This window comes from Pseudoroseomonas sp. WGS1072 (assembly GCF_049340465.1).
Taxonomy (GTDB): Bacteria; Pseudomonadota; Alphaproteobacteria; order Acetobacterales; family Acetobacteraceae; genus Pseudoroseomonas.
The window spans coordinates 265,962-286,812 of record NZ_JBMPSU010000002.1 but is presented as its reverse complement, the minus strand read 5'-3'; the positions used below and the strand labels follow the sequence as shown (position 1 = coordinate 286,812).

Annotated in this window: 11 protein-coding genes and 1 pseudogene; 5 read left to right on the top strand and 7 right to left on the bottom strand. The window is 74.0% G+C overall.

Features of this window, described 5'->3' with window-relative positions; all coding sequences use genetic code 11:
- Positions 1 to 3 precede the first annotated feature (3 nt).
- Genes gspG through ACF3NH_RS19360 form a run of 6 tightly spaced genes read right to left on the bottom strand, consistent with a single transcriptional unit; the run spans position 4 to position 10,299 of the window.
- Positions 4 to 477, bottom strand: coding sequence for a type II secretion system major pseudopilin GspG (gspG, locus tag ACF3NH_RS19385; RefSeq protein WP_422925209.1), 474 nt, complete (start codon positions 475 to 477; stop codon positions 4 to 6).
- A gap of 13 nt (positions 478 to 490) precedes the next feature.
- Positions 491 to 1,963 (bottom strand): type 1 periplasmic-binding domain-containing protein, encoded by a 1,473-nt coding sequence (locus ACF3NH_RS19380; RefSeq protein WP_422925207.1) that lies wholly within the window; start codon positions 1,961 to 1,963, stop codon positions 491 to 493.
- Complete coding sequence (locus ACF3NH_RS19375) at positions 1,951 to 2,574, bottom strand: SCO family protein (protein WP_422925205.1); 624 nt, start codon at positions 2,572 to 2,574, stop codon at positions 1,951 to 1,953. The genes ACF3NH_RS19380 and ACF3NH_RS19375 overlap by 13 nt, the downstream gene beginning before the upstream one ends.
- Complete coding sequence (locus tag ACF3NH_RS19370; protein WP_422925203.1) at positions 2,571 to 3,191, bottom strand: SCO family protein; 621 nt, start codon at positions 3,189 to 3,191, stop codon at positions 2,571 to 2,573. The genes ACF3NH_RS19375 and ACF3NH_RS19370 overlap by 4 nt, the downstream gene beginning before the upstream one ends.
- Positions 3,188 to 5,122, bottom strand: a complete 1,935-nt coding sequence (locus ACF3NH_RS19365; protein ID WP_422925201.1) for a YncE family protein — start codon at positions 5,120 to 5,122, stop codon at positions 3,188 to 3,190. The genes ACF3NH_RS19370 and ACF3NH_RS19365 overlap by 4 nt, the downstream gene beginning before the upstream one ends.
- Positions 5,122 to 10,299: a hypothetical protein gene (locus tag ACF3NH_RS19360; protein WP_422925199.1), complete on the bottom strand. Its 5,178-nt coding sequence runs from the start codon at positions 10,297 to 10,299 to the stop codon at positions 5,122 to 5,124. Before ACF3NH_RS19360 ends, ACF3NH_RS19365 begins: the two co-directional genes overlap by 1 nt.
- A 433-nt stretch (positions 10,300 to 10,732) precedes the next feature.
- Between ACF3NH_RS19360 and ACF3NH_RS19355 the strand changes: the two genes are divergently transcribed.
- The 4 genes from ACF3NH_RS19355 to ACF3NH_RS19340 all read left to right on the top strand — a co-directional run bounded on the left by ACF3NH_RS19355 (position 10,733) and on the right by ACF3NH_RS19340 (position 19,703).
- Complete coding sequence (locus tag ACF3NH_RS19355; protein WP_422925197.1) at positions 10,733 to 16,042, top strand: calcium-binding protein; 5,310 nt, start codon at positions 10,733 to 10,735, stop codon at positions 16,040 to 16,042.
- 141 nt (positions 16,043 to 16,183) lie between these two features.
- Entirely contained in the window at positions 16,184 to 16,792 is a 609-nt protein-coding gene (locus ACF3NH_RS19350; RefSeq protein ID WP_422925195.1) for a prepilin peptidase, read from the top strand.
- Positions 16,777 to 18,480, top strand: a complete 1,704-nt coding sequence (locus tag ACF3NH_RS19345; RefSeq protein ID WP_422925193.1) for a GspE/PulE family protein — start codon at positions 16,777 to 16,779, stop codon at positions 18,478 to 18,480. Before ACF3NH_RS19350 ends, ACF3NH_RS19345 begins: the two co-directional genes overlap by 16 nt.
- A 5-nt stretch (positions 18,481 to 18,485) precedes the next feature.
- The gene (locus tag ACF3NH_RS19340) at positions 18,486 to 19,703 is read left to right on the top strand and encodes a type II secretion system F family protein (RefSeq protein ID WP_422925191.1); all 1,218 of its coding nucleotides are present in this window, start codon (positions 18,486 to 18,488) and stop codon (positions 19,701 to 19,703) included.
- 145 nt (positions 19,704 to 19,848) lie between these two features.
- Here the strand turns inward: ACF3NH_RS19340 and ACF3NH_RS19335 are convergent, their stop codons facing one another.
- The gene (locus ACF3NH_RS19335) at positions 19,849 to 19,992 is read right to left on the bottom strand and encodes a hypothetical protein (protein ID WP_422925189.1); all 144 of its coding nucleotides are present in this window, start codon (positions 19,990 to 19,992) and stop codon (positions 19,849 to 19,851) included.
- On the opposite strand from ACF3NH_RS19335, the pseudogene ACF3NH_RS19330 reads away from it, so the two are divergent.
- Positions 19,991 to 20,629: pseudogene (locus ACF3NH_RS19330) on the top strand (secretin N-terminal domain-containing protein); the annotation flags it as partial. The gene ACF3NH_RS19335 and the pseudogene ACF3NH_RS19330 sit on opposite strands and share 2 nt — an antisense overlap.
- Positions 20,630 to 20,851: the final 222 nt, after the last annotated feature.

Here is a 20,851-nt window from a genome sequence, read left to right as displayed (position 1 = left end):
GCCCTACCAGCTCGTCACGTCGCGATCCTCGCCCTGGCCGCCGGCGCGGTCGTCGGCGCCCAGGGTGAAGAGATCGTAGGCCCCGTGTTCGCCAGGGGCGCGATAGCGGTAGGGGCGGCCCCAGGGGTCCATCAGGTGCTCCGCCTTGCGGACATAGGGTCCGTTCCATCGCTCCGAGCCGGAGGGCGCCTGCACCAGCGCTGCCAGCCCCTCCTCCCGGCTGGGGTAGCGGCCGGTGTCGAGGCGGAACAGGTCCACCGCCGTGGACAGGCCCTGGAGTTGCAGCCGCGCCGCGTCGTGCCGGGCGCCGCCCAGGTAGCGCATCGCCTGCGGGGCGGCGATCGAGGCCAGCAGGCCCAGGATGACCAGCACCACCAGCAGCTCGACCAGGGTGAAGCCGGGCCGGGCGGCCCGCCGGAGGCGCGCGGGAACGACCCGCCGGCGGCGCGCGGGGATCGGGAGGGGGGACGGGATCATGGCAGGGCGTCCTTCATTCGCCGGTTCCGGGCGGGCGCCGGGCGCCGCCCTCGCCGTCGATCAGCAGCAGCAGCGGCTGCCGCGCCAGGCTTCCGGGCTGCCCGGGGCCGGCCAGGCGCAGCCGCGGCAGGGCGCCCGGCTCGAAGCCCTCCGGCGCCTCCAGCACCGCCGCCAGCCCCTCGCGGGTCAGGCGCTGGCCGCTGCGCCGCAGGGCCTCGACCATCACCTCGGCGGCGGCGTGGCCCAGGCGGCCGGCCAGCCCCGCCCGCGCCGCCGGGCTGGTGGCGTAGCGTTCCGCCGGGGCGCCGGCGCCCCCCTCGAGCGGAACGGCGAAGGCGGCCAGGACGGGGCGGCCGGCGGCCGCGGCGGCGGTCCGCAATGCCGTGATGCCGAGGGAGCCGGGCGCCAGCAGGGGCTGGTCCAGGGATTGGCCAATGCCGCCAAGGGCGGCCAGGAAGGCCGCGCCGGACCGCGCCGGCGGCAGGAGCAGGATGGCTTCCGCCTCGTCCAGCCCGGCCGGGCTCGTTCTCGCGTCGGCCAGGCGGGGCGGCGCCTCGCCCGCCCCCTCCAGCCGCCCGGTGATGGCCTCGGCGAGGCGTTGCCCGGCCGCGTCCCCGCCATGCAGGATGACGGCGCGCTCCGGCCGCGGCAGGCGGCGCAGCAGGGCGAGGGCCTCCTCGGCGGCGCCCGGCACCAGGGCATGGCGCTGCGGCGCCTCGGCCAGGGTGGCGCGGGCCGAGAGCACCGGCAGCCGCCCCGCCGCCGCCAGCAGGGGCGCGTTCACCGGCTCGGGCAGGGCCGAGACCAGGGCGAGCATCCCCTCCGGCCCCAGGGCGGCGAGCCGCGCCGCCGGATCGGTCGCGTCGGCGGCCAGCAGGGGGTGCCAAACGATGCGGCGGCCGAAGACCCCGTCCGGGGCGGCGGCGGCGAGCGCATCGGCGAAGGCGGCGCGGAAGGCCTCCCCGCCCGGGCCGGGCGGCAGCAGCAGGCCGAGATGCACCGCCGCCGCCTCGACGCCCGGCACCGTCCGCGCGTCCAGCGCGCGCAGATGCGCCAGCAGGGCGCGGCCGTCCTCCAGGCTCAGCGCATAGCGCGGCATGGCCGGATCCAGCGCCCGGCCGCCGGAATCGAAACCGAGGGCGATGGCGCGGAGCAGCAGCGCCTCGTCATAGGCGGGGCGCCCCGGCGCCGGGCGGGACAGAACGGACCAGGCGAGCGCGGGCGGCCGGAGCCCGGCCTCCAGCCGGCCGCCCCCGCCATCCGCGCCGTGGCAGCCGGCACAGGGCATGGCGGTGGCCGGAAGGCTCATCCCCGCCCCGGCTGTCGCGCGGGGGGCCGGGGCGCCGGGGCGCGCGCCGCGGGTGAAGATCGCCTCCCCCTCCTCCGGCGCGCCCTCCTTCGGCGCCCCGGCGCTCGCCAGGGCCGCAGGCAGGACCAGGACGGCCGCCAGCGCCAGCCGGGCGGGGCGAGAGCTCAGCCGGAACATGCCCTGGCATCCACCAGCGGCGCGGCGGCGGCCAGCTCGGCCAATTGCAGGCCGGCGGCGGCGGGCGGCAGATCGGGCCGCAGCTTCGCCCAGCGCCGCGCCGCGACATGGCCGGCGAGCATCAGGGTGGTGTGGCGGTCGGGCCGGTCCTCGTCCACCGCCTGCCCCAGCCGCTGCGCCACGTGGCGGAGATCGGCCGGCGCGCCGGTCAGCAGCACCCAGTCGGGGTAGTCGCCGAAGCGGGCCGCCCAGGCCTTGAGCCGCGCCGGCTGGTCGCGCCGCGGATCGGTGGTCAGGTGCAGGATGCGCGGCCGCGCGCCGGCCTCCTGGGCGGCCTCGGCGATGGCGAGGCTGCGCGCCGCCAGCAGCGGGCAGGCATCGGGGCAGCTGGTGAAGATCCAGCCGATCAGCACCGAATGGCCGCGCAGGACGTCGTCGTAGAAGCGGCGGTCCCGCCCATCCTGGTCGACCAGCACGCGGTTGCCGAAATAGTCGCGCTCGCGCCCGTCGCATTCCGGCGTGGTGGCCATGGGCGTGGCGGGGCGGAGCAGCAGGGCCGGGGCGGCCAGCAGCAGGCCGCGTCGCGGCAGGGCCGGCGGGGTATGGCTCATGCCGTCCTCCGCGCCGCCAACGCCGCTTCCACCGCGCCGAGGATGGCCTCGGGCGTGGGCAGGCCCAGCACCCGGCGCAGCGTGCCGCGGCGGGCATCCAGGACCACCACCATGGGAGCATGCTCGCTGCCCGCTTCCGGCCCGCCGAGCGCGCGCAGCGCCTGCTCCAGCGGCTGGAAGCCAAGGGCGACGAAATCCCAGCCCGGCCCGGCCTCGAAGCGCTCGGCGTAATGCGCCAGCTCCTCGGGGGTGGCGCGCAGCGGGTCGAGGGCCAGGCTGAGCAGCCCGACCTCCCCGCCCAGCCGGTGGCCCAGCAGGTCCTGCGCCCCGGCCATGGCGGCGGAGATCGCGGTGCAGAAGCCGCTGCAATCGGTCAGCACGAAGTCGATGGCGACGACGCGGCCGGCCAGCACCTGCGAGACCAGACGGCGGCGGCGGCCCTGCGCGTCCAGCGCCGGGGCGTCGGGCAGGCTGCCGCGCAGCCGGGGCACCCGCCCCGCCTCCGCCGCGCCGGCCTCCAGGCCCGTGGCGCCGGAGCCGGCGGGCAGGCCGGCGCAGAGGCCGAGGAGGCCGAGCAGGGCACGCCGCCCGGGCGGGCGGGGGAGAGAGTCCGTCATGGCGACACCGCCCTGAGCATGAGGGGAGGAAGCGTGCCGGCCTCCAGGCCGAGGGAGGGCGCCACGAGATGCAGCCGCAGCAGGCCGGGGCGCGGCGGCGTCACGCCCTCCGCCTCGTAGCGGCCATCGCCGACCGGCCGCAGCGGCAGGCGCTCCTGCCAGTGGCCGGAGAGCTGGGTCAGCAGCACGGAGGCGTCGGGGGCGCTGCGCCAAGCCGGGCTGTCCTCCGGCCCGCTGAGGCGCAGGCGCAGCGCCGAGGGGGTCCCGGCCGGCAGCGTGTCACCGGATTCGGGGGGCGCCACGGTGAGGCGGCGGGCGAGCGGCAGCGCCCTGTCCTCGCCCAGATCGGCCTCGAAGCAGTGCAGGAAGTCGCCGCCCTGCAGCATCACCGGCAGGATGTAGCGGCCGGAGCCGGGAAACACGGCGCGCGTCTCGTAGCGGCCAGGCGCCGTCTCGCGCAGCGCGTGGTCGATGGCGGCCAGGGCCAGCGGGCGGCCGCGCGGCGCGCGGAGCAGGCCCGAGGGCGCGGCCATGCCCTCCATGTAGACATGCACCACCCGCTGGTCCGGCTCGGCGATCAGCATGCCCTCCTGGCCCGGCGCCGCCACCACCAGCGGCCCCAGCGCCGCGCCGCCCTCGAGGGCGCCGGAGCCGGCGGCGATGCCGGTGAGCGCCGGGGTGCCGCCCTCCTCCAGGCTGCCGAGCGCGATCAGCGTCACGCTCGACCCCTCGCGGCTCTGGACATAGGCCTGGGTGCCGCTGAAGCCGAGGCGCAGCGGCCCGCCGGGCACCGGCACGCGGTGCGCCACGGCGCGGCGCGCCAGGTCGATCACCGTGACGCGGTCCTCCCCCGGTTCGGGGATGAAGAGCAGCCGGCCGGTGGGGTCGGGGAAGAGGCCGGCGGCGCCCGGCGCGACGGTCCACAGCCCGACGGGCTGCCCCGCCGCGTCGAGCGCCAGCACGCGGCCGGCCGCGGCGTCGAGCAGCAGGGAGAGCTGGGCCAGGGCGGAATGGGCCGCCTCGGTGAAGCCGCCGCCGAGGCCGGGGAGCGGCGAGGCCCCCTCCGCGCCCAGGCTGACCGCCCCGTCGGTGCCGGCGGCCAGGGCGCGGCCGGGGCCGAGCGCCGCCAGGGCGTGCGGCCCGGGCCCGACCGGCAGGCGGGCCAGCACGGTGCCGGTGTCGAGCCCGAGCAGCGCCACCTCGGCGGTCGCCCCGGCCTCGCCATCCTGGCCGACCCAGAGCCTCTGCGTGGCGGCGTCCAGCGCCAGCCTCGCCGGCCGGCCCCCCACCGGGATGTGCCGCGCCACGACCCAGCGCAGGGTGTCGATCTCCACCACCTCCCCGAGGGACGGGACGCTGGCGAAGATCCGGTTGCCCGCCGCATCCGCCGCCCAGCCCCCAGCCTCGCCCCCGAGCGCCAGGGCCGCCAGCAGCCGCGTGCGGCTGGTGCCGCCGACAGGGTCGAGCACCTGCACGGCGCCGTTGTCGCCGAGATAGGCGAGGTGCCAGGCATTGAAGTTCACCTCGGCGCGGCGGCCGAGGCGGTTCTCCAGCAGGCCGCGCACGCGGTCGCGGCAGGCGATGCCGCCGCCGCCACGCTCGGCCCAGGCGGCGGGCCGGAGCCCGCGCAGCGGCCGGCCATCCTCGTCGGCCAGCTCCAGGCGCAGCAGCAGCGCCTGTCCCGCCTCCAGCGCCTCCCCCGGGGCGGGCCGGAGCTCCAGCCGGGCCACCGCGCCGCCCATGGCGTGGCGGAGGCTGACCACGGGCTGCCCGGCGGCCCCGGACCGGACCGGATCCGTCTGGGCCAGTTCCGCCAGGGTCGGTTCCGCCAGGGTCGGTTCCGCCAGGGTCGGTTCCGCCAGGGTCGGTTCCGCCAGGGCCGGGCCGGCCAGCAGCCCGAGCAGGGCCGCCCAGGGAAGCCGGCCCCGCATCAGCGGCTCACCCGCAGCAGGCCCCAGACGCCGCCGTCGAAGACATCCGGCATCTGGTTGCGGAAGAGGTAATCGCCCGGCACGCCGGCGGGACCGCCCGCCTGCTCCACCACGATGTTGTAGTGCAGCGTCGGCGCCAGCGCGTCGCGCGTGCCGGTCGCCGGCGAGGGCGCGTAGCCCGGCTTGCCGCGGACGCCCTCGATCCGCTGCGACGGCACCGTGCCGGCGGCATAGGGCAGCATCGACCAGTTGTGCCCGTGCAGGGTGAAGACACCCGACCGCTCATGCCCGCCGGGCTGCAGCAGGCGGAAGCGCACCTCCTGCCCGGTCCGGGCGGTGAAGACCGGCGTGTTGGGGTTGCCGCCCACCTGGGCGTTGGACAGGGCATTGGCGTAGTTCAGGCGCCGGGTGATGCCCGGATTCTCGCCGGGCGCATGACCGACGCGCAGCCACATCGGCTCGGTGCGGTAGTTCACCGCGACATTGCCGGCATCGATCGAGTCGCTGAGGCCCTTGCATCCCATCGAGGTGATGCTCTCCGGCACCTCGTCCTCATCCTCCGGCCCCTGCGGCTCGGCGGCACCCACGGGACAGACCGGCCGGCCGCTGGCGCGCAGGTTGAGGTCGTCCTGGAAGATCAGCGCGAAGTCGCGGAACTGCCGACCGCCCGGCACGGTGACCGTGGCGGCCAGGCGCGTCGTGCTGTCCACCACCCAGCTCGACCCCTGCGGCAGCACCACCATGCCGGCGACCAGCCCCTTGCTGCTGTGGCGCAGCTTGTCGGACGGCATCAGGTTCAGCGCGCCGAACTCGACGGGCGTCGCGATGATGTCGTTGGTGGCGGAGAGGGTCAGCAGGCCGGCATACCAGCGGTAGGTCGTGCTGTCCCCCGGCGCCACGGTCTGCTTGACGGGCCGCACCGCATTCGGGCGCGTCCGGTTGAGGCCGAGGTTCAGCCCGTCATTGCGGGTGACGTCGGTGGCCAGAAGCTGCGGGTTGAGGCCGACCTCCATCGAGGGCTTCAGCTGGTTGGCGTTGAAGCGCTCGACGACGAGGGGAAACATGTAGAAGCCCTGGTTGGCCGGGGCCACGACCTGGTCCGCCCAGTCGGCGGGCAGGCGGTTGGTCAGCGTCACCTCGACGCAGTCGCCGGCGGCGGCGCGCAGCAGCAGCGGCTCGACCGGCACGCCGGCCTTCAGCTTGCCGCCGCTGAGATCGCTGTCGAGCACATAGAAGGCGCCGGTCGGATCGGTGATCGGGCCGCGCTGCCCGGCATAGTTGCCGGCCCGGCTGTTGTAGACGATGCCCTGGCTGCCCATCGCCTGGCTGGCGGCGACGGCGGAGACCGCGTAGCGCCGCATCGGCGCGCCGACCGGGCAGACGCCGTTGAAGTTCGGCAGGTTGTTGACCTGGCCGCTGACGCCGAGCTGCACCGTCTCGCCGTTGTTGAGGCGCTGGTTGCGCGGATTGGTCGGCGGCGTGTTGTTCGGCAGCGGCCGCAGGTCGCCGCGCCGGTACTCATAAGCGCGCAGCAGGCCCCAGGCGCCGTGCCAGTAGCCCTCCGCGCTGGCGGAGGCGCTGTAGAGATGGTCGGTGAAGGGACCGATATCGCCCTCGGGCGCGACCACCGGCACATCGAACTCGAAATGCTCCGAGATCGCCTGCAGATGCGCCGCGCGCCAGCCGGAGTTCGGGTCGTTGCTGTTCAGCAGCCAGCGCAGGCCGCTGAAATGGATGGCATGCGGCTCCTCATGCGCGCCGGCCATCATCCGCACCTGCACGCGGTCGCGGCGATAGGCGCGCAGCAGCGGGGTGAAGGGATCGCCGGGCTGCACGTCGGCGGTGAGCGGCGGGATGCTGCCCGGCTGGCTGTTCATGTCCGGCATGGCGCGGACCACGTCCGAGCGGAAGGCATAGGAAGGGTCGCCGGCCCGGCCGCTGGCCTGCCCGCCACGCCCGCCATCGGCGCGCGGGGCATTGGGATCGTAGAGCCGGAGCGCCAGGGGTTCGTTGCGGTAGTTGACGGCGAAGGTGCCGGTGTCCTTGGCGGAGATCGCCTCCGGGCAGGGCGGCGCGCCGCCGCCGGGACAGACGCTGGGCCGCTCCTGGAGATAGGGCAGGCCGAGGCGCTGGCGATGCGGCGGATTGATGACGCGGCGCGGGTCGGCCACCGTGCGGCCCTGCAAGTCCAGACCGCCGTCCTTCTCGTAGGCGCTGACGAAGTCGGCGACCTGCAGAACGAACTCGCGATAGGAATCGGCCGGGTCCGGCGTGATGACATTCGCCATCCAGCTGGTCGGGCCGCCATCCTGGCGCTGCCGCGCGTTCAGCCGCGTGTTGGTCTCCGGATGGCGCCACTCCGTGCCCTGGGGCGCCACCACCAGCGCGGCGTAGAGGCCGTTCTGCTGATGCGTGGAGGGGCCGAAATGGTCGTGCGTGAAGACGGTGCGGAGCGTGTTGTCCTTGCCGGACTGGTTGGTGATCGGATCGGCGAACCAGCGCTGCACCGTGGTCTGCGCGCCGAGCCAGGCATTGTTCGGCCCGGCGCCGAGCACCGGATGCGCGCGCGCCTTCGGGCAGTTGCCGACCTCGTCGGCATCGGCGCAGGCATAGTGGTGCCGGATGGCATGGACCCGTTCGCGCACCTCCGCGGGGGCCATGGTGCCATCCTCGTAGTTCCAGCCGTTGCCGGACCCGTCCGAGCTGGTGACGTCGAACTTCACCAGATGGATGTGCTGGCCCACGATGTCGGTCGGGGTGCGGACCTGGAAATCGTCCAGCTCGTTGACCGAGGGGATCAGGTTGGTGTGGTGCACCTCGATGCATTCATTCGTCGTCGCGCGCATCACCAGCGGCTCCGGCGCGCGGGTGCCGTCGAGCGTGGCCTGCACGTCGTTCCAGAGCGCCAGCAGGCGGCCCTGCGGGAAGTGCCAGCCGGCGCGATTCAGGATCAGCCGCTTCTGCAGGGCGGCCACCTTGTAGACGCGCAGATCCGCGGCACCCGGGGCGGGGCGGCCATCGTCCAGCACGCAGGGATCGGCATAGGGCGCGCCGCGCACGGCGGGGCGGCCATTGGTGACGAAGGCGCGCGGCGTGCCTTCCGGGGTCACGCTGGCATGGGCGCGGCGGGCGTGGAAGGCCATCGCCGCCCGCTCCGGCGCCTCGCCCGCCTCGTTCAGCCAGCGGATCTCGAGCGCCTCGCTGACCTTGTCGAGATCGTGCCGGGTCAGCTGCGCGACCGCCTCGCCGCCGGTCACGATGTGGCGCCGCAGCCCACCATCGTCGATCACGTCCAGCGGCGGGCGCGGCGGGCGGTGCCCCGACTTGCCGGGGACGAAGAAGGGAAAGCCGGCATTGTCCGCCACCTCCGTGCCGGCCGGCAGCACCGCCTGACCGGCCGCGATGTGCACCGGCGCGGGCAACGGCGCCAGCGCCATGGTCGGCAGGGGAATGATCGCCGGGATGGCCGTGCCGGCGGCGACCTCGCCATCCGGCAGGGCGCGGGAGAGCGGCGCGGCGCGGCCCTCGGAATCCAGCTCGGTGCCGGCCTCGAAGACATCGTGCACGCGCCACAGGCCCCACATGCCCTGGGCGAAGTGCGGATAGAGATGGCAGTGGAAGATGCTGTCGCCCACCGTCTGGTTCCGGTTGCCCGAGCCATTGAAGGCGATCTCGTAGGTATAGCCGGAGCCGGGGGCGATCAGCTGGCTGTCGAGATAGGCCGAGCCCGGCTGGTCCGGGTTGTAGAGCCACTGATGCGCATGCAGGTGGAAGATATGCGCCTCCTTGCCGAAGTGCAGGTTGCGCATGACGACGCGGTCGCCGAGGTAGCTGCTGAAGGTATTCGACGGATCGTCGGGATAGAGCGCGCGCGTCGAGCTCGGCGCGGCGGGGTTGCGGCGGTTGTCGGGACCGAGCTGCGCGTTGGCCGGCACATCGACCAGCAGGGCAGGATCGCCGCCGGCCCAGGAGGAGAGGAAGAACTCCTCGTACTTGCATTCCGCGCATTGCGCCGTCGGGCCGACGCCGAACCGGTTGGCCAGGATCTGCGAGCCGGCGCCGGTGATGCCGTAGTTGATGCCGAACGAATCCCGGACGCTGTGCAGCGTGTGGCCCAGCTCGGCCTGCTCGAACTCGGCGAAGGCCTGGATTGACTTCACCTCGTCATGGAAGTTCAGCACGAACTCGCGATAGGGCTCCCGCCGGTCGCGCGTGCCGGAGGAGAGGCCCTCCTCGGTCTGGCCCTGGGCCAGCGTCCTGTTCGGCTCCAGCACGGGATTGGCGGCGTAGGTCCCGGCGGGGAAGCGGCCGCGGCCCGGGCCGGTGATGATGGCGTTGGTGTCGCCGTACACGATCTTGTTGTTCTGCAGCATCGCCAGGATCGGGCGTCCGGCGAGGCGGTGCCCCTGCGGGTAGACGGCGGCATAGTCGATATCCGGGTGGCCGGTGGAGAGCCGGCCGGGCGCGCCCGCCGCGTCGCGCCGCGTCGCCAGCTCCAGCTCCTGCCGGGTGGTCTGGCTGCGATACCATTCGGCGCCTCTCGGCTGCACCGCCACGGCACCGAACATGCCGAGCGCGAAGGCGCCGATATTGCTCTCGCCGCTGACCATCACGGCCGGGTTGTAGAATCCGAAGATACCCTCCCGCGATGCCTGCAGCCGATAGATGGTGGAGCCGCCGGGCGGCACCAGGCTGGAGACGTTGGCGCCGACATTGGCCCCGTCATCCGCCATGCTGCGCATGTAGTTCAGCCCGGCGACATGCAGGCCCGCGGCACGAGTGGCGGGCTGATCCACCGAGACGCCGGGCACGGAAAGCGGCGAGGCGTTCAGGAGGTTCTGGAAATTGATGGTCAGGCAATCGCCGAGATTGACGCGCAGCACCAGCGGACGGGGGCGCTTGTCCTCGCGCAGCATCACCCGGCCGGGGCTGAGGGACTGGCCGCCATCGCGGGCCTGCACGTCGCCCCGCAAGGCATAGATCATGTAGCCGGGATGATGTGCGCCGTAGCGGTTGAACTCGATGGCCTGGTCCAGCGCCACGACATCGGCGGTGATCTCCCGCTCGCAGGCGGCGGTCTGCGCCTGAACGCGGCCTGGCGACCAGGCCAGCAGTCCAAGCCCGGCCGCGAGAAGCCAGCGCGCATGGCCGAGGCCCCATCCCACATGGCAACCCATCCCACCCTCCATCGCAATTCGTTTCGAATAGTTATCTTTATCACCGGACCGTCTCGCCACGCACGCTGATCGCAAAATCGTGAGATTCCTGGGATATCATGCGGCTTGGTGGCCGGCTTCTAGGCCATCGATCCTATTTGCCTCTCGCCCTCATATCAAAAATGTTTCTTTCCCGCATTAGTTAAATTGCTCTTGCGGAACGATATCGTCGGCTTCATGCTGGGGCTGTTGATCGAATTCCGGCATCTTCCTCCCCAATGGGAATCGGTTGGCCGGCATTCCTGAACAGATTCCAGAATCCTGAGTAAAGATCCTGAAATTCCGTCCGACCGGCCCTTCGGCCAGAATAGAGTTTGCCGTCTCATCTATTCATGATGCGGGATTCTCTTCTGGCTCATGGCCGCCCCCGATTTCGAGCCCGGAGATTTGAGACATGCCCGCTCCGACCCCCTGGGGCAGTACCTCGGAACAGCTGGTTGTCGGCATCGACATCAATCCGCCGACCTTCGGCTTCGGCTTCACCCATTCGCGACCGAGCGTGGCGGACAATTCAGGCGAGAACTTCGGCGTCGCCTATCTGCAGACCACGACCGGGCCCAATCCGGTGACGCATGTCCGGCTGCAGGCCTTCGACCATGTGCTCGAGCCGCTGAACGAGATCCTGCCCGGCCCGGTCACGCTGGATGACGGCATCGGCACGATCCTCGGCGCCCCGGTCATCTCCGGCTGGGGCGATGGCTACGCCGTCGCCTGGCAGGAGCAGGCGGCGGGCGGCGGGCCGACGCTGCTGAAGGCCCGGGTCTCCGGTCCCGTGGGATTGCTGGGCGGCGAGTTCACCCTCGCCGCGCCGGCCGGCGCGGCGGCGGATCTCGTTCAGCACAGCCTGGTCCTGTCGCCCTACGCCAAGATCATCGGCGTCGACCCGACCGATCCCGACCGCCCGCTGGAGGCCGTCGGCTTCGCCGCCGCCTGGGTGGAGACCTCGGGCAACGTCTCGCGCATCCGGCTGCAGCGCTACGAGGTGGTCAACGACGCCGCGGGAGAGCCGGCGCATGTCGCCCCCGCCGGACAGGACGGCGAGGCCGGGATCGGCGCCGATCTCGCCCTGGATCTCGGGGAAGGGCGTTCCCCCGCCCTGGCCATGCTGCATGACGGCGAGCTGGCCGTGGCCTGGGTCGGTGAGGACGGGCGGCTGCACGGGCAGCTCCGCGACGCCGGCAATGGCGACGTCATCCCCCCTCCCGGCCTCGACCTCGACGCGGCGCTCGGAGCCTATGTCGTGGCTCCGGGGCAGGCCGTGCGCCTGGCGCCGCTGGGTGCCGGCAACTTCGGCGTCTTCTGGGTGGCGCCGGCCGACGACAACCCGGCCACCACCGATCTCGTCGTCAAGGGTGAGACCTTCCAGTTGCTGGACGGCGCGGCGACCTGGGTCGGGAGCGGGGTGCAGACCATCCTGGACCTGCCGGAAGGCGCCTTCAGCGGCGACTTCAACGTGGCCGGCCTCGGCGAGGCCAATGACGGCGGCGTCGTCACCTTCGGCACCCTCGATGGCCGGGTGATGGCGCAGAGCTTCGACGGCTTCGGTGTGCCGGCCGCCGGCCTGCCCTATGAGATGACGGACGGCGCCGGCGGAACGGGGGGCGGCGCCCACGGCGTGGCCGGTCTCGTCAGCGACCGCGCCGTGCTGGTGACGCAGGACGACTTCGGCGACATCGCCGCCCGGATCGTCGACACGCGGGAGCCCGGCCAGCTGATCTCGGGCGACCGGGTGCGCCTCGACGACAACGGCCAGATCGAGCGGGTGGACGAACGCCCCGACCTGATCGTCGGCACCATCGGCGACGACACCATCATCGCCGATCGCGGCGACACCCGCCGCGGCGAGAGCGATGACGACGTGGTCCATGCCGCGCTCGGCAACGACATCATCTATGGCGGCGGCGGCAACGACATCCTGAAGGGGAACGAGGGCGACGACCTCGCCGCCTATCGCGGCGGCCGGCAGTTCTACTCGATGACGCTGAACGGCGACGGCAGCCTCACCGTCAAGGACATGCGGCTGCAGAACCGGGGCCGCGATCCGGGGCCGGACGGGCAGGACATCGTCGACGGCGTGGAGCGGCTGGCCTTCGGCGCCACCATCGGCACCGCCCTCGGCACGGGGGACCGCCTGAGCCTGGACGGCACCACCACGGTCGGCACCGATCTCTTCGCCCTGGATCTGCCGGGCTCCGGGCCGGCCGGCACACCGATCCCCTGGGGCCTCTTCAGCGACACCTCCTTCACCGTCAACACCTCCGGCGGGGCGGCCGACCTCACCACCGGCGCGCAGACCGCGCCCGTGGCCGTGGCGCTGGAGAACGCCTTCGGCTTCGTCTGGCAGTCGGGCAACGACGTCTATCTCAAGGCCTATGACCCGCTGGGCCAGCCGGACGCCGCCTTCGGCGGAGGCGCCGTGCCGCAGGTGCTGCGCATCAGCCTCGATCCGGACGATGCCGTGACCGAGCAGGTCTCGGGGCTGACCGCCGGCATGGCGGGCGACCTCGGCATCGTCGCGGTGTGGCAGGAGACCGGCGCCGGCGCCTCCGTCATCAAGGGGCGGCACACCGCCTCGGTCAACGGCGTCACCGGCGCCGGCGAGTTCCAGGTGCAGGCCGCGGCCGGCGGCGCCGCGCAGCGCGACGCGGCGGTCAGCGGCTACGAGGTCGTCGACGCCAACAACGCCACGGTCGAGTTCGGCTTCCACGTGGCCTATACCGAAGCGGCCGGCGGCGGCGCGACCGGCCGCCTGCTCCTCAACCGCTTCGTCATCCCCTTCGCCGCCAACGGCAACGAGCAGGCGCCCGTCGCCACGCCGGTCCAGGCCGGCGGCCCGGCCACCTTCGTGATCAGCGAGAACGGCCGCAACGCCAGCCTGGCCTCGCTGCACGACAACGAGCTGGTCGTCACCTATGTCGAGGATGGGCAGATCCGCGTCACCATCCTGACGCCCAGCACGACCGGCGGCGTCACCACCTTCGGGCAGGTCGACGCCCTGCCGCCGCTGGCCGGCATTCCGCAGGGCGGCGTGCCGCAGGTGGCCGGGCTGATCACCAGCTTCGTCGTCGCCTGGACGGATGCCGCCGGCGATGTCCGGGCCAGCGTGGTCTCGGCCAGCGGCGAGAGCTGGGCGGCGGGGCCGGAACTCCTGCTGGCCGATCTCCCGGCCAATGCCACCGGCATCTTCCGCATCACGCCGACGGCGGAGGACGACCTGGGCAGCGGCTTCGCGCTCTTCTACGAGGTGAGCGGCGCGGCCGGTGCCAGCGGCGTCCGTGGCCAGGTCTACACGCATGCCGGCGCGCCGATCGGCGATGTCTTCGACGTGCTCTCCGACGGTGCCACCGGCACGCCCGGAGGCTTCAGCGCCGCCGGCATGGGCGATGGCCGCCTGGTCATTGCCACGTCCGGACAGGCGGTGGACGGGCTGGACAATGATGGCGGCATCGTCGCCCGTGTCTTCGACACCCGCCCCCCGGGCGAGCAGATCATCGGCCCCCGTGACGGCGCCCCGCCCGACCTGCTGGTCGGCACCACCGGCAATGACGTGCTGGACGGCCGCGAGGATGACGACGAGCTGCACGGCGCCGATGGCGACGACCTGGTGATCGGCGGCAGCGAGAACGACCTCCTCTTCGGCGAGGACGGCGACGACACACTGAGCGGCGGCAGCGAGAACGACACGCTGGATGGCGGCGCGGGCAATGATCTCCTGCTCGGCGGCTTCGGCGTCGACATCATCGCCGGCGGGGCGGGCACCGACACCCTGTCCTATCAGGGCGAGTTCGCCGATTTCATCATCGACATGGCCGCGGGTACGACGCGCAGCAACCGCGACCCTGCGACCGGCACCACCACCGGCTTCGCTGTCGAGGACACCTTCACCGGCATCGAGAACGTCACGGGCGGCGAGGCGAACGACCAGATCACCGGCGACGCCCTGGCCAATATCCTTGCTGGCGGCGGCGGCAATGACACGCTCAACGGCGGCGGCGGCAACGACACCCTCGATGGCGGCGCCGGCAACGACACGCTGGCCGGCGGCGAGGCCGACGACTCGCTGGCGGGCGACGGCGGCAACGACACCATCGACGGCGGCGCCGGCACGAATGACGAGATCCGCTTCGCCGGGACCCGGTCCAGCTACAATGTCACCTTCAACCGGCAGACCGGCGTCTTCACCGTCACGCACCTGCAGGGCGGGGAGGACGGCACCGACACCATCCGCGGCGTCGAGTGGTTCGCCTTCCAGGATCAGCGGATCTCGGCCACCCAGCTCGGCAACAACCCCAACCCCCCGCCGCCGGTCGGCGGCCAGGCGATCCGCGGCACCAACCAGGCCGATGTCCTGGTCGGCACGGCCGGGAATGACGACATCCAGGGCTTCGGCGGCAACGACACGTTGCGCGGCCTGGGCGGCAACGATCTGCTCGATGGCGGCGCGGGGGCGGACCTGCTGGACGGCGGCGCCGGGGACGACCAGCTCTTCGGCGGCGCCGGTGCCGACACGCTGATCGGCGCCGGCGGCATCGACCGGCTGGAGGGCGGCAATGGCGCGGACCTGCTGCAGGGCGGCGCGGGCAGCGACACGCTGCTCGGCGAGGCCGGCGCCGACACGCTCGACGGCGGCGCGGGGGCCGATCTGCTGGATGGCGGCGCCGGCGCCGACAGCATGATCGGCGGCGAGGGCAACGATACCTATGTGGTCGATGCGGCGGGCGATACCGTCACCGAGCAGGCCAATGGCGGCACCGACACCGTGCGCGCCTCGCTCAGCTACAGTCTCACCGCGCAGGTGGAGAACCTGGAGCTGATCGGCGAGGGGCTGAACCTCGACGGCACCGGCAACAACCTGGCCAACCGCATCACCGGCACCAGCGGCGACAACACCCTGCGCGGCGGCGCCGGCGATGACACGCTGATCGGCGGCGCCGGGGCCGACATGCTAATCGGCGGCACCGGCGCCGATCGCATGGAGGGTGGCCTGGGCGACGACATCTACGTGGTGGACAATGTGCTGGACCAGGTGGTGGAAGCCCTCAGCCAGGGGACCGACACCGTGCGGGTGCAGGTGACCACGAGCGGGACCCTCTTCACCCTCGCCAACACGCTGGAGAACCTGACCCTGTTGGGCACCGTCGCCCTGAACGGCACCGGCAACGCGGAGGCGAACGTCCTGATCGGCAATGCCGGCGCCAATTCCCTCCTGGGCCTGGGCGGCGACGACCGGCTGGAGGGCGGCGGCGGCAATGACACGCTGGATGGCGGCAACGGCGCCGATACCCTTCTCGGCGGCGGCGGCGCCGATACGCTGATCGGCGGCGCCGGGGCCGATGTGCTGATCGGCGGCGCGGGGAGCGACACGCTGACCGGCGGCGCCGGCGCCGACATCTTCCGCTACACCGCCCTCACCGACAGCCGCCCCGGCGCCGCCGCGCGCGACCATATCCAGGACCTCCAGGCGATCGACCGGATCGACCTCTCCGCGATCGACGCCACGGCGGACACCATCGACGGCGGGGACGGCGCCTTCGTGCTGCTCGCGGGCGGGACCTTCCTGGGCGGCGGGCGCGGTTCCATCCTCTACGCCCAGAACACCGGCCTGCTGAGCATCGATTCCGGGGATGGCGGGGCGGCGGACATGGTCATCCATCTCGCCACCAACCCGACCTTCAACCTGGTCAGCAATATCCTGATCGCCTGAATCCTGATCGACTGACGGGGGCGGGGCGACCTCACCGGCCGCCCCCAACCGTCGCGACAATCGCCCGGACGGTTTTTCATTGTGAAGCGATGCGTCTGAGATATCCTTCCTTTCAGAATCGTAGTGATCACGGCACGCCGCATGCCCGCGCCCGCCTTTCCCGCCCTGAAGAAGGCCCGCCCTCCCGGGGCGAAGCGGATGCCGACCGCGCGGCCCCTCCCGGACAGCGCATCCTGCCTCCTCTGCGGCGCCGCGCTGGCCCCCCTGGCGCTTCTGCTCCCCCCTCCCGCCTGGCCCGCCGCCCTGGGCTTCGGCGGCCTGCTGCTGGGCCTGGCCTGGATGGATCTGCGGCATGGCCTGGTGCATGCCGCCCTCGTCCTGCCCCTGCTGCTGCTGGGCCTCCTCGTCGCGTCGGGCGGGGGGAGCGCCACCCTCGCCGCGGCCCTGGCCGGGGCCGGGCTCGGCTACCTGGCCTTCCGCGCGCTTGAGGCCGCCTATCGCCGCCTGCGCGGGCAGGACGGGCTGGGGCGGGGCGATGCCTGGGTGCTCGGCGCGGCCGGCACCTGGACCGGGCCCGGCGGCCTGCCCCTGCTGGTGACGCTGGCCGCGGCCCTGGCCCTCCTCTGCGTCGTGCTGCGCGACCGCGGCCTCGCCGCCGGCGCCTCCTTCCGCTTCGTGCCGGCCCTGGCCGTGGCGGCCTGGCTGGTCTGGATCCTCGACGGGGGCCACCCGGCATGGATCCTGTCCTGAGCGACCCGCCGGCCGAGGAAGCCCGGCTGGTGGCGCATCTCGCCGAGGGTGGCCTGCTGGCCCCGGCCGCGCTGCGGCGCGCCGAGGAGGCGCGGCAGGCGGCGGGCGAGGCGCTGATCCCCGCCCTGCTGGCGCTTGGCCTGCTGGGCGAGGAGCCGCTGGCGGCGGCGGCGGCGGCGGCGCTCGGCCTGCCCCTGCTGCCGCGTGCCGCTCTGCCGCCGGACCCGCCCCTGGCCGAACGTCTGCCCCTGCGCTTCCTGCGCCGGATGCGGGCCTATCCGGTCCGGCTGGAGGAGGATGGCGCGCTGCTGCTCGCCATGGCCGATCCGCTGGACCCCTATGCGGTGCAGGCGGCCGCCCTGGCCACCGGCCGGACGGTGCGGCGGGCGGTCGCCGCGCCCTCCGTCATCCTGGCCGGCCTGGCCCAGCTTGAGGCGGCGGCGGCGCCGCCCGAGGTGGCGCTGGCCGAGACGCGGCCCGGCGCACCCGAGGACGCCACCCGCCTGCGCGACCAGGCCAGCGAGGCGCCGGTGATCCGGCATGTCAACGCGCTGCTGCAGCAGGCGGTGGAGAGCGGCGCCTCCGACATCCACCTCGAATCGACGGAGAGCGGCCTGCGCGCGCGGCTGCGCGTCGACGGCGTGCTGCGCGAGGCGGGCCTGATCGCGTCCGGTCTGGGCACCGGCGTGCTGTCGCGCATCAAGATCATGGCGCGGCTCGACGTGGCCGAGCGCCGCCTGCCGCAGGACGGGCGCATGCGTGTCGCCGTGCGCGGGCGCGATGTCGACCTCCGGGTCTCCATCATTCCGGCGCTCGAGGGCGAGGGCGCGGTGCTGCGCATCCTGGACCGCGGCGCCGTGGCCCTCGACTTCGCCGCCCTGGGCTTCACGGCCGGGGAGATCGCCGCCCTGCACGCCATGCTGGCGCAGACCAGCCGCATGGTGCTGGTGACCGGCCCGACCGGCAGCGGCAAGACCACGACGCTCTACGCCGCGCTGAACGCCGTCGACCGGCAGCGGCTGAAGGTCTGCACCATCGAGGACCCCGTGGAATACCGCCTGGAGGGCGTCAGCCAGGTCCAGGTGCGGCCGCAGATCGGGCTGACCTTTCCCCAGGCCCTGCGCGCCATGCTCCGGCACGACCCGGATGTCATGCTGGTGGGCGAGATCCGCGACCCGGAAACCGCCCAGGTGGCGGTGCAGGCGGCGCTGACCGGGCATCTCGTCCTGGCCACCCTGCACACCAACGATGCGCCCTCGGCGGTGACGCGGCTGATGGACCTGGGCGTGCCGGACTATCTCATCGCCTCGGTGCTGCACGGTGCCCTGGCGCAGCGGCTGGTGCGGACCCTCTGCGCCGACTGCCGCGAGGCCTTCACGCCGGCGCCGGACCTCTCCGCGCGGCTCGGCCTGGCCCGCCTGGCCGCCGGCGCCCCGATCCGGCTGCACCGGCCGCGTGGCTGCGGGCATTGCGGCGGCAGCGGCTATCGCGGCCGCACCACCATCCTGCAGATCATGCTCGTCGACGAGGCGGTGCGCGCCCTGGTGCTGCGCCGCGCCGATGCCGGCGCCCTGGCCGCCGCCGCCATGCAGGCCGGCATGCCGAGCCTGCGCGAGACCGGGCTGCGCAAGGCCCTGGCCGGCGAGACCTCGGTCGAGGAAGTGCTGCGCGTGGCGGGCGGGGATTGAAGGCCATGCCGCCCAGCTTCGACTATGTCGCCATCGCCGCCGACGGCCGCACCCTGCGGGGCCGGCTCGAGGCGGCGGACCGGCGCGCCGCCGCCCGCCGGCTGCAGGAAGGCGGCCACCTGCCGATGGAGCTGCGGCCGGCCGGCGAGGGCCAGGCGGCCGCGCGGCCTGCCGCCGGGGCGGGGCTGCGCCCGCGCGAGCAGGCGCGGCTGGCCCGCGGCCTCGGCCTGCTGCTCGCCGCCGGCCTGCCGATCGACATGGCGCTGGAGGCGCTGGCGGGCTCGGAGGGCTCGGCCCGGCCGCGCCGCCTGCTGCGCGGCCTGTTGCAGGCGGTGCGCGCCGGCACGCCCCTGTCCGCCGCGATGGCGGCGCAGCCCGGCGGCTTTCCTGGCTGGCAGGTCGCCGCCGTGGCCACCGCCGAGGGCACCGGGCAGTTGCCGTCGGTGCTGGAGCGGCTCGCCGCCGAGACGCTGCGTCTGGAGCGCGTGGCCGAGAGGCTGCGCGCCGGCATGGCCTATCCCATGGTGGTGCTGGCGCTCTCCCTGGCGGTGATCGCGGTGCTGGTCGCCGTGGTGCTGCCGGCCCTGGAGCCCCTGTTCTCGGCCGCCGGCGGGCGCCTGCCGGCCTCCACCCGCGCCATGCTGGCCGTGGCGGAATGGCTGCGGGCCTGGGGAGCGCTGCTGCTGGCGGGGCTGCTGGCCGCCGGCCTGCTGCTGCGCCGCGGCCTGGGCGGCGCCGCGCGGCACCGGAGCCATCTCCGGCTGCTGCGCCTCCCGCTGCTCGGCCCCCTGCTCTGGCGCAGCGCCACGGCGCGCTTCGCCCGGCTGCTCGCCACCCTGCTCGGTGCCGGCGTTCCCTTGCCCCAGGCCATGGGGCATGCCGCCGCCGCCTCCGGCAATGCCGCCATCGCCGCCGGGCTGCGCCGCGCCGCCGATCGGCTGTCCGGCGGCGCGCGGCTGGCGGCCGCCCTGGCGGCCGAGGCCGCGCTGCCGCCGCTGGCCACCACGCTGATCGGCATCGGCGAGGAGGGCGGCCGGCTGCGGGAGATGCTGGAGGAGGTCGCGATCATCCATGAGGAGGAGGCCGAGCGTGCCACCGAACGCCTTCTGGTCCTGCTGGTGCCGGGCGTGACCCTGCTGCTGGGCGGGCTGGTCGCCGCCATCGTGCTCACCACGCTGAACGCCATCCTGGGCGCCAATGCCGCCGTCATGGGGGGGATGTGAGGCCCCGCGCCCGGCCCGCCCTGGCCCTGCTGTCCCTGGCCTTGCTGTCCCCGCTGGCGGCCTGCGGCGAGCCCGAGCTGCGCGGCCAGGCCGCCTTCGACCAGGCCATGCTCAGGCTGCAGGCGGCCGGGCAGCGGCCCCTGCCCTACCAGCCCGTCGCGGCGCCCGGCTTCATCGCGCCGCCTTCCGCCGCCACCACGCGCCGCCCGACGGTGATCGACCCCGCGGCCGAGCCGCGCGGCCTGCAGCGCGCCGCGCCCTCGGGCCTCGCCCCCGCGGGAACCGGCATGGTGACGCTGAACTTCGTCGAGGCCGGGCTGCCGCAGGTGGTGCAGACGGTGCTGGGCGATCTGCTGGGCGCCGACTACACCATCGACCCCCGTGTCAGCGGCAGCGTGACGCTGCAGACCCAGCGACCGGTGCCGGAGGAGGCCGCGCTCTCGCTGCTGGAATCGGCGCTGGAGGCGAATGGCGCCGCCCTGCTGCGCGGCGCCGGCGGCTACCGCGTCGTGCCGCTCGACAGCGCGCTGCAATCCGGCCCTCCGGTGACGCTGCGGATGCCGGGGGTGCGCGCCGGGCCCGGCTTCGCCATCCTGGCCCTGCCGCTGACCCATGCCCGCGCCGCCGACCTCCAGCGCGTGCTGCAGCCGCTGGCGCCGCGCGGCGGCTCCGTCACCGCGGACGAGACGCGCAACATCCTGCTGCTTGCCGGCACGGGTCCGCAGCTCGCCACCCTGGCGGAGGCGGCGCAGAGCTTCGACGTCGGCTGGATCCGCAACCAGTCGCTCGCCCTGCTGCCGCTCGATTCCGCGCCCGCCGCGCTGGTGGCGCAGGAGCTGAACACCCTCTTCGCCAGCGAGGGCGGCGGGCGCGAGGGGCTGCGCGTGGTGCCCGTGGCGCGGCTGAACGCGGTGCTGGTCATGGCGACGCAGCCGCAGCAGCTCGAGCGCGTGCGCCGCTGGGTGCGCTCGCTCGACGCCGCCGGCATGGGCAACGCGCCGCAGCTTTTCGTGCATCCGGTCCAGTATGTCCGCGCCAGCGAGCTGGCGGCGACGCTGCGGCAGTTGCTGCAGGGCGGCGGCGGGCGCGGCGAGGCCGGCGCGCTGCTGGCACCGGGGCAGACCGCCGCCCAGGCCCTGGCGGGCGGC